The organism is Citrobacter sp. CtB7.12 (assembly GCF_001297795.1).
Taxonomy (GTDB): domain Bacteria; phylum Pseudomonadota; class Gammaproteobacteria; order Enterobacterales; family Enterobacteriaceae; genus Citrobacter_A; species Citrobacter_A amalonaticus.
The window spans coordinates 33,434-46,119 of sequence record NZ_LIFT01000026.1 but is presented as its reverse complement, the minus strand read 5'-3'; the positions used below and the strand labels follow the sequence as shown (position 1 = coordinate 46,119).

Here is a 12,686-nt window from a genome sequence, read left to right as displayed (position 1 = left end):
GAAACATCTTCGGGTTGTGAGGTTAAGCGACTAAGCGTACACGGTGGATGCCCTGGCAGTCAGAGGCGATGAAGGACGTGCTAATCTGCGAAAAGCGTCGGTAAGGTGATATGAACCGTTATAACCGGCGATGTCCGAATGGGGAAACCCAGTGCAATTCGTTGCACTATCGTTAACTGAATCCATAGGTTAACGAGGCGAACCGGGGGAACTGAAACATCTAAGTACCCCGAGGAAAAGAAATCAACCGAGATTCCCCCAGTAGCGGCGAGCGAACGGGGAGCAGCCCAGAGCCTGAATCAGCATGTGTGGTAGTGGAACGGTCTGGAAAGGCCGGCGATACAGGGTGACAGCCCCGTACACAAAATTGCATGTGCTGTGAGCTCGATGAGTAGGGCGGGACACGTGGTATCCTGTCTGAATATGGGGGGACCATCCTCCAAGGCTAAATACTCCTGACTGACCGATAGTGAACCAGTACCGTGAGGGAAAGGCGAAAAGAACCCCGGCGAGGGGAGTGAAAAAGAACCTGAAACCGTGTACGTACAAGCAGTGGGAGCCTCTTTAATGGGGTGACTGCGTACCTTTTGTATAATGGGTCAGCGACTTATATTCTGTAGCAAGGTTAACCGAATAGGGGAGCCGAAGGGAAACCGAGTCTTAACTGGGCGTTAAGTTGCAGGGTATAGACCCGAAACCCGGTGATCTAGCCATGGGCAGGTTGAAGGTTGGGTAACACTAACTGGAGGACCGAACCGACTAATGTTGAAAAATTAGCGGATGACTTGTGGCTGGGGGTGAAAGGCCAATCAAACCGGGAGATAGCTGGTTCTCCCCGAAAGCTATTTAGGTAGCGCCTCGTGAATTCATCTCCGGGGGTAGAGCACTGTTTCGGCTAGGGGGCCATCCCGGCTTACCAACCCGATGCAAACTGCGAATACCGGAGAATGTTATCACGGGAGACACACGGCGGGTGCTAACGTCCGTCGTGAAGAGGGAAACAACCCAGACCGCCAGCTAAGGTCCCAAAGTCATGGTTAAGTGGGAAACGATGTGGGAAGGCTCAGACAGCCAGGATGTTGGCTTAGAAGCAGCCATCATTTAAAGAAAGCGTAATAGCTCACTGGTCGAGTCGGCCTGCGCGGAAGATGTAACGGGGCTAAACCATGCACCGAAGCTGCGGCAGCGACACTAAGTGTTGTTGGGTAGGGGAGCGTTCTGTAAGCCTGTGAAGGTGTGCTGTGAGGCATGCTGGAGGTATCAGAAGTGCGAATGCTGACATAAGTAACGATAAAGCGGGTGAAAAGCCCGCTCGCCGGAAGACCAAGGGTTCCTGTCCAACGTTAATCGGGGCAGGGTGAGTCGACCCCTAAGGCGAGGCCGAAAGGCGTAGTCGATGGGAAACAGGTTAATATTCCTGTACCAGGTGTTACTGCGAAGGGGGGACGGAGAAGGCTATGTTGGCCGGGCGACGGTTGTCCCGGTTTAAGCGTGTAGGTGTGTGTTCCAGGTAAATCCGGTTCACTTTAACACTGAGGCGTGATGACGAGGCACTACGGTGCTGAAGTGACAAATGCCCTGCTTCCAGGAAAAGCCTCTAAGCATCAGGTAACATCAGATCGTACCCCAAACCGACACAGGTGGTCAGGTAGAGAATACCAAGGCGCTTGAGAGAACTCGGGTGAAGGAACTAGGCAAAATGGTGCCGTAACTTCGGGAGAAGGCACGCTGATATGTAGGTGAAGCGATTTACTCGTGGAGCTGAAATCAGTCGAAGATACCAGCTGGCTGCAACTGTTTATTAAAAACACAGCACTGTGCAAACACGAAAGTGGACGTATACGGTGTGACGCCTGCCCGGTGCCGGAAGGTTAATTGATGGGGTTATCCGTAAGGAGAAGCTCTTGATCGAAGCCCCGGTAAACGGCGGCCGTAACTATAACGGTCCTAAGGTAGCGAAATTCCTTGTCGGGTAAGTTCCGACCTGCACGAATGGCGTAATGATGGCCAGGCTGTCTCCACCCGAGACTCAGTGAAATTGAACTCGCTGTGAAGATGCAGTGTACCCGCGGCAAGACGGAAAGACCCCGTGAACCTTTACTATAGCTTGACACTGAACACTGGTCCTTGATGTGTAGGATAGGTGGGAGGCTTTGAAGCGCGGACGCCAGTTCGTGTGGAGCCATCCTTGAAATACCACCCTTTAATGGCTGGTGTTCTAACGTGGGCCCGTAATCCGGGTTGCGGACAGTGTCTGGTGGGTAGTTTGACTGGGGCGGTCTCCTCCTAAAGAGTAACGGAGGAGCACGAAGGTTAGCTAATCCTGGTCGGACATCAGGAGGTTAGTGCAAAGGCATAAGCTAGCTTGACTGCGAGCGTGACGGCGCGAGCAGGTGCGAAAGCAGGTCTTAGTGATCCGGTGGTTCTGAATGGAAGGGCCATCGCTCAACGGATAAAAGGTACTCCGGGGATAACAGGCTGATACCGCCCAAGAGTTCATATCGACGGCGGTGTTTGGCACCTCGATGTCGGCTCATCACATCCTGGGGCTGAAGTAGGTCCCAAGGGTATGGCTGTTCGCCATTTAAAGTGGTACGCGAGCTGGGTTTAGAACGTCGTGAGACAGTTCGGTCCCTATCTGCCGTGGGCGCTGGAGAATTGAGGGGGGCTGCTCCTAGTACGAGAGGACCGGAGTGGACGCATCACTGGTGTTCGGGTTGTCATGCCAATGGCACTGCCCGGTAGCTAAATGCGGAAGAGATAAGTGCTGAAAGCATCTAAGCACGAAACTTGCCCCGAGATGAGTTCTCCCTGACCCTTTAAGGGTCCTGAAGGAACGTTGAAGACGACGACGTTGATAGGCCGGGTGTGTAAGCGCAGCGATGCGTTGAGCTAACCGGTACTAATGAACCGTGAGGCTTAACCTTACAACGCCGAAGCTGTTTCGGCGAAGAGATGACGCATTCAACTCAGCTTGATACAGATTAACAGAATTTGCCTGGCGGCTGTAGCGCGGTGGTCCCACCTGACCCCATGCCGAACTCAGAAGTGAAACGCCGTAGCGCCGATGGTAGTGTGGGGTCTCCCCATGCGAGAGTAGGGAACTGCCAGGCATCAAATTAAGCAGTAAACTGATGTAAAAATCAGTGGTTGTAGAAAAATTCGGTGGAGCGGTAGTTCAGTTGGTTAGAATACCTGCCTGTCACGCAGGGGGTCGCGGGTTCGAGTCCCGTCCGTTCCGCCACTTATTAAGAGCCCTGAGTTAACACTCAGGGCTTTTTCTTTGCCTTAAATCTAATTGTTGCTAAAAACGCAAAAATCCTCTGCATTTTTCGCTCTTTTTCAACAAAACGCAAAACGTCATAATCCTCTCAGTTAACGAACATGATGAATCAAAGAGGAATTATTATGACTATCCCGGCATTCGGTTTAGGTACCTTCCGTCTTAAGGACGATGTTGTTATTGCATCCGTAAAAACGGCTCTGGAGCTCGGTTACCGTGCTGTCGATACTGCACAAATCTATGATAATGAAGCCGCAGTTGGCCAGGCAATTGCAGAGAGCGGCGTTCCGCGCAATGAGTTGTACATTACGACCAAGATCTGGATTGAGAATCTGAGCAAAGACAAGCTGATCCCTAGCCTGAAAGAGAGCCTGAAAAAACTGCGTACTGATTATGTTGATCTGACGCTGATCCACTGGCCATCACCAAATGATGCTGTATCGGTTGAGGAATTCATGCAGGCGTTGCTGGAAGCGAAAAAGCAGGGACTGACGCGTGAAATCGGTATCTCTAACTTCACTATCCCGCTGATGGAAAAAGCCATTGCAGCGGTCGGTGCTGAAAATATTGCGACTAACCAGATTGAACTGTCTCCTTACCTGCAAAATGGCAAAGTGGTTGACTGGGCGAAAGCACACGGTATCCACATCACGTCTTACATGACGCTTGCATATGGTAAAGCTCTGAAAGATGAAGTGATTACCCGCATCGCGGCGAAACACAACGCCACCGCAGCTCAGGTGATCCTGGCATGGGCGATGGATGAAGGTTACTCGGTCATTCCTTCTTCCACTAAGCGAGAAAACCTGGCAAGCAACCTGTTGGCGTTGGATCTAACGTTAGATGCCGAAGATAAAAAAGCGATCGCTGCTCTGGATTGCAACGATCGCCTGGTAAGCCCGGAAGGACTGGCACCGCAGTGGGATTAATGCGTTAAGCCCTGAATGCCTTTAACCCTCTTTAACAGCTCCTCCGGGAGCTGTTCTTATATATTCACTCAGAAAATCGATAAATGCCCGAATACGCGTACTCACGGCACGATCGCTGTAATAGACGGCGCTGAACGGCATCTCTACCGGCAGGCGTTTATCGGCCATCAGCTCCACCAGTTCACCTCGCGCAATTTCCCGATCAATCATGTAGTCCGACAGGCAGGCAATGCCGTTTCCGCTGAGGCAGAGTTGTTTAAGCGTTTCGCCGCTGTTTGACGAAATTCCACAGTCAATCTCGTGAAGTTGCCCATCGCTACAGGCGATAGGCCAGGTGTTGAGGGATACGGGTTCGGTGAAGCCCAGGCACAGGTGTGCTTTTAGCTCTTCCACTGTTTCCGGCTTCCCGTATCGTTCAAGATAATCCGGCGAGGCAATAATCTTCCGATAGCTATTAAAGAGCGGTCGGGCGCGGAGACTGGAATCCGTCAATGTGCCTGCACGGATTGCAATATCCACTTTTCTCTCGATCAAATTGATAAAGGTTTCAGAGGAAACAAGAGAAAGCGTAATTTCCGGATAACGTTCGCGGAAAGGCTTTATCAACGGCATCAGAAAATGCAGCATCACCGGCGTGGCGGCATCGATACGGAGCACCCCGCGTGGAGTGCTGCGTGTCTCCATGATTTCCGTTTCTGCCGCCGCCATCTCCTGCAACAAAGACTGGACGCGGCGAAAATAGCGTTCACCTTCTTCTGTCAGGCTGAGCTGCCGGGTTGTGCGGTTGAGTAAACTCACGCCAAGCTTCATTTCCAGCTTTTTTACTGCCCGGCTTACCGCTGAGTTTGCCTGACCTAACTGTTCTGCCGCCCGGCTGAAACTTCCGCTTTCTACCACTGAAACAAAAATGGCGAGTTCTTCTGAAGTTGCTTTCATTTTTGCACCCGAAGCAAAATTGTATTGAGATTTTGGATATTTTTGTTATTAAACCATCCCGGCATACTGCGTGTCATCCGAATACTGATGATATGGAGTTATTTATGCCTCTCGCGTTATTTGCGCTGACAATAAGTGCTTTTGCTATTGGCACAACCGAATTTGTGATTGTAGGCCTGGTGCCGACAATTGCTGAACAACTGGCCATTTCTCTGCCTTCAGCGGGGATGTTGGTTTCCATCTATGCTCTCGGCGTGGCGATTGGCGCGCCAGTACTGACGGCATTGACTGGACGTCTGCCGCGTAAGCCGTTGTTGGTTGCGCTGATGGTCCTGTTCACGGCGGGCAACCTGCTGGCATGGCAGGCTCCTGGCTATATGACGCTGATTGCGGCCCGTTTACTGACCGGTCTGGCTCATGGCGTGTTCTTCTCGATTGGCTCCACCATTGCCACCAGTCTGGTAGCAAAAGAAAAAGCGGCTTCTGCCATTGCCATCATGTTTGGTGGTCTGACGGTTGCTCTGGTGACCGGGGTTCCTCTGGGGACGTTCATCGGTCAGTATTTTGGCTGGCGCGAAACCTTTCTGGCCGTTTCTGTGTTGGGCGTGATTGCGCTGATCAGCAGTCAGTGGCTCATTCCGGCGAACATTCCGGGACGCGCCGCGGCGACGCTGCGTGACCAGTTGAGTGTCTTAACGCATCCACGCTTGTTGATCATCTATGCGATCACGGCATTGGGCTACGGCGGCGTCTTTACCGCATTTACCTTTCTGGCGCCGATGATGCAGGATCTGGCGGGTTTCTCGCCTGCCGCAGTGAGTTGGATCTTATTAGGCTATGGCGTATCCGTCGCGGTAGGTAACATCTGGGGCGGAAAACTGGCGGATAAACATGGGGCGGTGCCTGCGCTGAAGTTTATTTTCGCCGCACTGTTTGTACTGTTGCTCGTCTTTCAGTTTACCGCCACTATGCAGTACGCCGCGCTGGCAACGGTACTGGTGATGGGGATCTTTGCTTTCGGCAATGTACCGGGTTTGCAGGTCTATGTGGTGCAAAAAGCCGAACAATTTACGCCGAATGCGGTAGATGTGGCATCCGGCCTCAACATCGCGGCTTTTAACATCGGGATTGCGATCGGTTCTGTTGTCGGCGGACAGACGGTGGAGCACTTCGGCCTGACGCAAACACCGTGGATTGGGGCATTGATTGTGTTGGGAGCCTTCCTGTTGATGGGGATTAGTGGTCGACTGGATAAACCCGCACGCGTAGCCGTGCTGGGTTAAGTGCTTGATGTAAGTGTGTGCTTACAAAACAATCTGCAATTGGTCGTTGAAAGTGTGAGCTAAAATCCCTATAACAGAAGAACCAGTCCGGCACCGGGCTGGTTGACGTTACAGAGGTTTGAAAGTCAAAAGTGCGAAAAAACACCTATGCCATGCGCTATGTTGCCGGACAACCCGCTGAGCGGATTTTGCCGCCCGGGTCATTTTCGAGCATCGGCCAGGCATTACCCGCCGGGGCGCCGTTAAGCAGTGAAGATCGGATCCGTATCCTGGTGTGGAATATCTTTAAGCAGCAGCGAGCGGAATGGCTTTCGGTGCTGAAGAATTTTGGCAAAGATGCGCACCTGGTGTTGTTACAGGAAGCGCAAACGACGCCGGAGCTGGTGAAGTTTGCGACGGCGAATTACCTGGCGGCCGATCAGGTGCCGGCATTTGTTCTGCCACAGCATCCGTCAGGGGTGATGACGCTCTCATCCGCGCATCCCGTATACTGTTGCCCACTTCGTGAGCGAGAGCCTATCCTGCGCCTGGCAAAATCGGCGCTGGTTACCGTCTATCCGTTGCCCGATACGCGACTGTTGATGGTCGTTAATATCCATGCGGTTAACTTTAGTCTGGGGGTCGATGTGTATAGTAAGCAGTTACTTCCAATCGGTGACCAGATTGCGCATCACAGTGGCCCGGTGATTATGGCCGGAGATTTTAATGCCTGGAGCCGACGCCGCATGAATGCGCTGTATCGCTTCGCGCGCGAAATGTCGTTGCGCCAGGTTCGTTTTACTGACGATCAGCGCCGTCGTGCGTTTGGTCGCCCCCTGGATTTTGTCTTTTATCGTGGTCTGAACGTCAGTGAGGCTTCAGTACTGGTCACACGCGCATCCGATCACAATCCGCTACTCGTTGAATTCAGTCCCGGCAAACCTGTGCAGTAAGGTGTGTCAGGTCTGCCGTTGGGGCAGACCTGTAGTGGTGCTGCCCTTTATCTTGCAAACAACCAAAGGACAGCATAATGACAACACACTCCCACCACGATAACGTCGAAAAGCAGTTTGGCTCCCAGGCGAATGCCTATTTAACCAGTGCCGTGCATGCAACCGGTCGCGACTTGCAGCGTCTGGCTGAGCGCCTTTCTGCGTTCCCTCATGCCAGCGTACTGGATATGGGCTGTGGCGCCGGGCATGCAAGCTTTATCGCCGCGCAGAATGTGAAACAAGTGGTGGCTTACGATTTATCTTCGCAGATGCTTGACGTTGTGGCGCAGGCGGCAAAAGAGAAGGGATTAGCCAACATCACCACCAGGCAGGGCTATGCCGAAAGCCTGCCGTTTGAGGATGCTGTCTTTGACGTTGTTATCAGTCGTTATTCCGCGCATCACTGGCATGATGTGGGCAGAGCGCTGCGCGAAGTTAATCGGGTATTAAAACCGGGCGGAGTCCTGATTATTATGGATGTCATGTCCCCAGGGCATCCGGTCCGCGATATCTGGTTACAGACGGTGGAGGCATTGCGCGACACCTCGCACGTTCGCAACTATTCCAGCGGCGAATGGCTGGCGCTGATGAATGATGCAAACCTGATTGTTGATTCATTGATAACCGACCGTTTGCCGCTGGAGTTTAGTTCATGGGTGACGAGAATGCGCACACCCGCTGAACTGGTAGATGCGATTCGTCTGTATCAGGTAAGCGCCTCTGCGGAGGTGAAAGCTTACTTCGCTTTACAGGACGAGGGATCGTTTACCAGCGATACCATCATGGCCGAAGCGCACAAAGCGGCATAAGGAAAAAAGGCACCGGGGGAAATCGGTGCCTTTTAATATTGTGAGCTATCAGGAGTCTGGCGTGTTGTTGTTTTTCACAAACAACGTCAGTTGATCGCCGGGCTTCAGATTGTCCGTATCGTTGTTCCAGCGCATGACATCTTTGATGTTAACGCCGTGACGTTTAGCAATGCTCGAAAGCGAATCGCCCTTACGTACACGATAGGTAATGCTGTCGCTGTTTTTAGCCAGTTGCTGTGCACTGTTACCGGCACCCACCGTCAGACTTTGGCCCACTTTCAGCGTTGAACCACGCAGCTTATTCCACTGCTGCAGATCCTTCGTGCTCACGCCGAGACGTGAAGCAATGCCTGAAAGCGTATCGCCAGAGCGAACGGTGTAACTACGACTGTTCAGCGGGGTGTTATCAGCCACCAGAGTGGACTGTACGGCAGCAATTTCGCCAGAGGCCAGAGATTCACGCAGTTTCTCTGCATGCTTCTTTGGTACCATTACGTATTGCGGACCGCTTGCGCCCAGCGTGGAGCCTTTCACACCAGCATTAAAGGTCTTCAGCTTGCTGACGGGAATCCCCGCCATATCGGCAACCTGCGCCATTTCAACCGGACTGCTTAAACGAACACGCGCCAGTGCACGACTTTCGTCTGTGGTTGGCAGACGTACGCCATAACGTTTGCTGTTCTTGAGAATATCACTCAGGGCCAGCATTTTTGGCACGTACAGCTTCGTTTCCTGAGGCAACGGCAACGACCAGAAGTCGGTGGATTTCCCACGCGCTTTGTTCGTTTTAATCGCCTTCATGACCCGACCTTCACCGCTATTATAAGCCGCAACGGTCAGCAGCCAGTCGCCGTCAAACATTTTGTTCAGACGTTGCATCATGTCGAGCGCTGCGGTTGTGGAAGCCACCACATCGCGACGCGCGTCATAACTGCGGGTCTGTTTTAAACCATAATTGCGCCCCGTGCTCGGAATGATCTGCCAGATGCCTGCGGCATTGGCGCCAGACGTTGCATGAGGATCAAAAGCGCTCTCCACTATGGGTAGTAGTACCAGTTCCATTGGCATGTTACGTTTCTTAACTTGCCCGGCTATCCAGTACATATACGGCTCTGCCCGTAAAGTTACATCGTGGAGATAGCTCTTATTGCGTAAATACTTCTGTTTTTGTTCGCGAATCCGGTCGTTTTCCGGAATTCCCATCTTTAGCTCGTCGCCAATGAAAGCCCACAAGTCTTGATCCGGCGCGAGGGACGTCCCATCGTCCATCCATCGTGCCTGACTCGTAAACTTTCCTGCTTCCCCTTGACCAGCTGCAGAAAGGCTCTGTGCGTGCTGTTGGACATTACCGGCGTTTTGAGACGACTGGCAACCCACGAGCAGGACAGAGGCGAGTAAGATCGCTTTTGCCTTCATGTGTGTGTCAATAGTTGCTTAAAAGACGACCGATCATAACGGCGAAGTTTTGAAAAGGCAACCTGCAATTATCAGAAGCTGTCTTTCTTTGACCTTAACCAGGCAAATCGCTCTTCAGGGTGTTGCAATATTGTTTCTTTGTTAATTTCATTAATTAAATCAATATCTTCTGTTCTCAAAAAAATATTATTTTTCCGCTCATTTTTCAGAATAACGGGGAGTGTCATTTGTTTTTTTACCCGTAACTCATTAACTTTACGATAATAATCATTTATGAACGAATCGTGCGGCAGAATGCTCAGGGCAAACTTCATATTTGCTAAAGTATATTCATGGGCGCAACAAATAAGCGTATCGTCTGGAAGTCCGGATATTGTTTTAAGCGATTGATACATCTGACTCGCTGTGCCTTCGAACAGGCGTCCACAACCTCCCGAAAACAGCGTATCTCCGCAGAAAAGATAAGGATGGCTAAAGTAACAGATATGTCCTAAAGTGTGACCGGGTGTAGCAAATATACTAAATTCATGCCCCAAAATGAGGGCGGAATCGCCATCTTCGACTATATGAGTGACCCCCTTATCTTGTGTCTCTGCTGGTCCGTAAACCACTAGTTTAGGAAAGTTCTGTACCAGTTCTTTCACGCCACCCACATGGTCCTGATGATGATGAGTGAGTAGAATAGCCTCTGGCTGCCACTGGTTTTCGGCAATCGCCTTTAACACCGGCGCGGCGTCGCCCGGGTCCACGATCAGACAACGTCCTTCATCATTACTCAGAACCCAGATGTAATTGTCCTGAAACGCCGGAATACTGTTAAGATTCATAAATTACCTCTCTGTCTATGCATAACGGATGGTTGTGATGAAACCGGCAAGGAACCCTCAAACAGTCGTAGCACCCGATCGCTGGAGCGATTTGCCCTGGGGAGAGTACTATCGTGAGGCGCTGGAAAAACAGCTTAACCCGTGGTTTGCAAAAATGTATGGTTTTCACCTGCTTAAGGTGGGCAATTTAAGTGCAGAAATCAACTCGGAAGCCTGTGCGGTTTCGCATCAGGTTAACGTTTCTGCCAAAGGCTCGCCGGTTCAGGTTCAGGCCGATCCGCTTCATCTCCCTTTTGCCGATAAATCGGTCGATGTCTGTCTGCTGGCGCACACGCTACCCTGGTGCGCCGATCCCCACCGCTTGTTACGTGAAGCCGATCGGGTACTCATTGATGATGGCTGGCTGGTACTGAGCGGATTCAACCCGGTGAGCCTGATGGGGCTGCGCAAGCTGGTGCCGGTACTGCGTAAATCGTCGCCTTATAATAGTCGTATGTTTACGCTGATGCGCCAACTGGACTGGCTGTCGCTGCTGAATTTTGAAGTGCTGAACTATAGCCGTTTTCACGTCCTGCCGTGGAAAAAGCAAGGAGGAAAGATGTTGAGTGCACACCTTCCTGCGCTGGGCTGTATGCAGATGATTGTGGCGCGTAAGCGAACGATTCCGCTTACGCTCAATCCGATGAAACAGAACAAGGCGAAAGCGCGCATACCGCAGGCCGTTGGCGCGACCCGGCAATATCGCAAGCCGGACGTTTAAGCTTCGGGCTGATAACCAACGTCCTCCTGAGTAGGATTCATGGCGGCGGCACGGGCAAGCTCATCGCAACGCTCGTTTTCTGGATGACCGGCATGGCCTTTTACCCACTCCCATTTGATCTGATGCTGCCCGAGGGCGGCATCAAGTCGCTTCCAGAGATCAACATTTTTTACCGGTTTTTTGTCGGCGGTTTTCCAGCCGCGTTTTTTCCAGTTATGAATCCATTGGGTGATCCCCTGGCGCACATACTGACTGTCAGTGCTCAAAATGACTTCACAATGTTCTTTCAGGGCTTCCAGGGCGACGATCGCCGCCATCAGCTCCATGCGATTATTGGTCGTGAGGATATAGCCCTCATTAAAGGTTTTTTCGCGCCCGCGATAGCGTAAAATTGCCCCGTAACCGCCCGGACCTGGATTGCCCAGGCACGAACCGTCGGTGAAAATTTCTACCTGTTTAAGCATCTCTGGTAGACTTCCTGTAATTGAATCGAACCGTAAAACGACAAGTCTGACATAAATGACCGCTATGAGCACTGCAATTACACGACAGATCGTCCTCGATACCGAAACCACCGGTATGAACCAGATCGGCGCGCACTACGAAGGGCACAAGATCATTGAGATCGGTGCTGTAGAGGTGGTGAACCGCCGTCTGACGGGGAATAACTTCCATGTCTATCTGAAGCCTGATCGGCTGGTGGATCCGGAAGCGTTCGGCGTCCACGGTATTGCGGATGAGTTCCTGCTGGACAAGCCGACATTTGCCGAAGTGGCGGATGAATTTCTCGATTATATCCGCGGGGCGGAACTGGTCATTCATAACGCGTCGTTTGATATCGGCTTTATGGATTACGAGTTCAGCAAGCTCAACCGCGATATCCCGAAAACCAATACTTTCTGTAAAGTCACCGATAGCCTGGCGCTGGCGAGGAAGATGTTCCCTGGCAAGCGTAATAGCCTGGATGCATTGTGCTCGCGTTATGAGATAGACAACAGCAAGCGTACGCTGCACGGCGCATTGCTCGATGCCCAGATTCTGGCTGATGTTTATCTGATGATGACCGGTGGTCAGACGACGATGGCGTTTTCGATGGAAGGGGAAACCCAGCAGCAGGGCAATACGGGGATCCAGCGGCTTGTACGTCAGGCCAGCAGGCTACGCGTCGTTTTCGCCACCGATGAGGAAGTGGCGGCCCATGAATCGCGCCTCGACCTGGTGGAAAAGAAAGGGGGAAGTTGCCTCTGGCGGGTGTAGAAAGTCGGTAAATGGGGTAAAAACCGCCGCTCGGGTGATTTTTAGAGCAAACGATTAAAAACGTGAGAAAAAGCGTTGACGAGGTGTCTGGCAATCCGTAATATGCGCTTCGTTCCCAAGTGGAACACATCGCGGAGCGGTAGTTCAGTTGGTTAGAATACCTGCCTGTCACGCAGGGGGTCGCGGGTTCGAGTCCCGTCCGTTCCGCCACTATT

The 12,686-nt window shown here is 52.0% G+C and carries 10 protein-coding genes, 2 tRNA genes and 2 rRNA genes; 10 read left to right on the top strand and 4 right to left on the bottom strand.

Features of this window, described 5'->3' with window-relative positions; all coding sequences use genetic code 11:
* Positions 1 to 20: 20 nt before the first annotated feature.
* From AOY24_RS21680 to dkgB, 4 genes are all read left to right on the top strand, one after another.
* Positions 21 to 2,927 (top strand): 23S ribosomal RNA (locus tag AOY24_RS21680).
* Between the two features lie 70 nt (positions 2,928 to 2,997).
* Positions 2,998 to 3,113: ribosomal RNA gene (gene rrf, locus AOY24_RS21675) — 5S ribosomal RNA — on the top strand.
* A 54-nt stretch (positions 3,114 to 3,167) separates the two neighbouring features.
* Positions 3,168 to 3,244 (top strand) — tRNA-Asp (locus AOY24_RS21670).
* A gap of 164 nt (positions 3,245 to 3,408) precedes the next feature.
* Positions 3,409 to 4,212, top strand: coding sequence for a 2,5-didehydrogluconate reductase DkgB (gene dkgB / locus AOY24_RS21665; RefSeq protein WP_044328745.1), 804 nt, complete (start codon positions 3,409 to 3,411; stop codon positions 4,210 to 4,212).
* 21 nt (positions 4,213 to 4,233) lie between these two features.
* Here dkgB and yafC read toward each other — a convergent pair whose 3' ends face one another.
* Positions 4,234 to 5,148: a DNA-binding transcriptional regulator YafC gene (gene yafC, locus AOY24_RS21660; protein WP_042997841.1), complete on the bottom strand. Its 915-nt coding sequence runs from the start codon at positions 5,146 to 5,148 to the stop codon at positions 4,234 to 4,236.
* 104 nt (positions 5,149 to 5,252) lie between these two features.
* Here yafC and AOY24_RS21655 point away from each other — a divergent pair, with 104 nt between their 5' ends.
* The 3 genes from AOY24_RS21655 (at position 5,253) to AOY24_RS21645 (ending at position 8,211) form a co-directional block, all read left to right on the top strand.
* Positions 5,253 to 6,431 (top strand): MFS transporter, encoded by a 1,179-nt coding sequence (locus AOY24_RS21655; RefSeq protein WP_054177344.1) that lies wholly within the window; start codon positions 5,253 to 5,255, stop codon positions 6,429 to 6,431.
* Positions 6,432 to 6,562: 131 nt separating this feature from the next.
* Entirely contained in the window at positions 6,563 to 7,363 is an 801-nt protein-coding gene (locus AOY24_RS21650; protein WP_042997839.1) for an endonuclease/exonuclease/phosphatase family protein, read from the top strand.
* 77 nt (positions 7,364 to 7,440) lie between these two features.
* Positions 7,441 to 8,211: a class I SAM-dependent methyltransferase gene (locus AOY24_RS21645; protein ID WP_054177343.1), complete on the top strand. Its 771-nt coding sequence runs from the start codon at positions 7,441 to 7,443 to the stop codon at positions 8,209 to 8,211.
* A 48-nt stretch (positions 8,212 to 8,259) separates the two neighbouring features.
* On the opposite strand, the gene mltD is transcribed toward AOY24_RS21645, so the two are convergent.
* On the bottom strand, positions 8,260 to 9,627 hold the full coding sequence (gene mltD, locus AOY24_RS21640) for a murein transglycosylase D (protein WP_042997837.1): 1,368 nt from the start codon (positions 9,625 to 9,627) through the stop codon (positions 8,260 to 8,262).
* Between the two features lie 71 nt (positions 9,628 to 9,698).
* Positions 9,699 to 10,454, bottom strand: a complete 756-nt coding sequence (gene gloB, locus AOY24_RS21635; RefSeq protein ID WP_054177342.1) for a hydroxyacylglutathione hydrolase — start codon at positions 10,452 to 10,454, stop codon at positions 9,699 to 9,701.
* Positions 10,455 to 10,491: 37 nt separating this feature from the next.
* Here gloB and AOY24_RS21630 point away from each other — a divergent pair, with 37 nt between their 5' ends.
* Positions 10,492 to 11,214 (top strand): class I SAM-dependent methyltransferase, encoded by a 723-nt coding sequence (locus AOY24_RS21630; RefSeq protein ID WP_042997835.1) that lies wholly within the window; start codon positions 10,492 to 10,494, stop codon positions 11,212 to 11,214.
* Here the strand turns inward: AOY24_RS21630 and rnhA are convergent.
* Positions 11,211 to 11,678: a ribonuclease HI gene (gene rnhA / locus AOY24_RS21625; RefSeq protein WP_042997834.1), complete on the bottom strand. Its 468-nt coding sequence runs from the start codon at positions 11,676 to 11,678 to the stop codon at positions 11,211 to 11,213. The genes AOY24_RS21630 and rnhA overlap by 4 nt on opposite strands.
* A 64-nt stretch (positions 11,679 to 11,742) precedes the next feature.
* Between rnhA and dnaQ the strand changes: the two genes are divergently transcribed.
* Both dnaQ and AOY24_RS21615 read left to right on the top strand, forming a co-directional pair.
* The gene (gene dnaQ, locus AOY24_RS21620; RefSeq protein WP_082195350.1) at positions 11,743 to 12,471 is read left to right on the top strand and encodes a DNA polymerase III subunit epsilon; all 729 of its coding nucleotides are present in this window, start codon (positions 11,743 to 11,745) and stop codon (positions 12,469 to 12,471) included.
* 133 nt (positions 12,472 to 12,604) lie between these two features.
* A tRNA-Asp gene (locus AOY24_RS21615) sits at positions 12,605 to 12,681 on the top strand.
* The last annotated feature ends 5 nt before the right edge of the window (positions 12,682 to 12,686 follow it).

What these genes read in the sequence shown, in the direction of transcription:
- AOY24_RS21655 (WP_054177344.1), top strand. Translation starts at nt 5,253, where the DNA reads ATGCCTCTCGCGTTATTTGCGCTGACAATAAGTGCTTTTGCTATTGGC.
- dnaQ (WP_082195350.1), top strand. Translation starts at nt 11,743, where the DNA reads ATGAGCACTGCAATTACACGACAGATCGTCCTCGATACCGAAACCACC.
- yafC (WP_042997841.1), bottom strand. Translation starts at nt 5,148, where the DNA reads ATGAAAGCAACTTCAGAAGAACTCGCCATTTTTGTTTCAGTGGTAGAA.
- gloB (WP_054177342.1), bottom strand. Translation starts at nt 10,454, where the DNA reads ATGAATCTTAACAGTATTCCGGCGTTTCAGGACAATTACATCTGGGTT.
- AOY24_RS21630 (WP_042997835.1), top strand. Translation starts at nt 10,492, where the DNA reads ATGAAACCGGCAAGGAACCCTCAAACAGTCGTAGCACCCGATCGCTGG.
- dkgB (WP_044328745.1), top strand. Translation starts at nt 3,409, where the DNA reads ATGACTATCCCGGCATTCGGTTTAGGTACCTTCCGTCTTAAGGACGAT.
- AOY24_RS21645 (WP_054177343.1), top strand. Translation starts at nt 7,441, where the DNA reads ATGACAACACACTCCCACCACGATAACGTCGAAAAGCAGTTTGGCTCC.
- mltD (WP_042997837.1), bottom strand. Translation starts at nt 9,627, where the DNA reads ATGAAGGCAAAAGCGATCTTACTCGCCTCTGTCCTGCTCGTGGGTTGC.
- rnhA (WP_042997834.1), bottom strand. Translation starts at nt 11,678, where the DNA reads ATGCTTAAACAGGTAGAAATTTTCACCGACGGTTCGTGCCTGGGCAAT.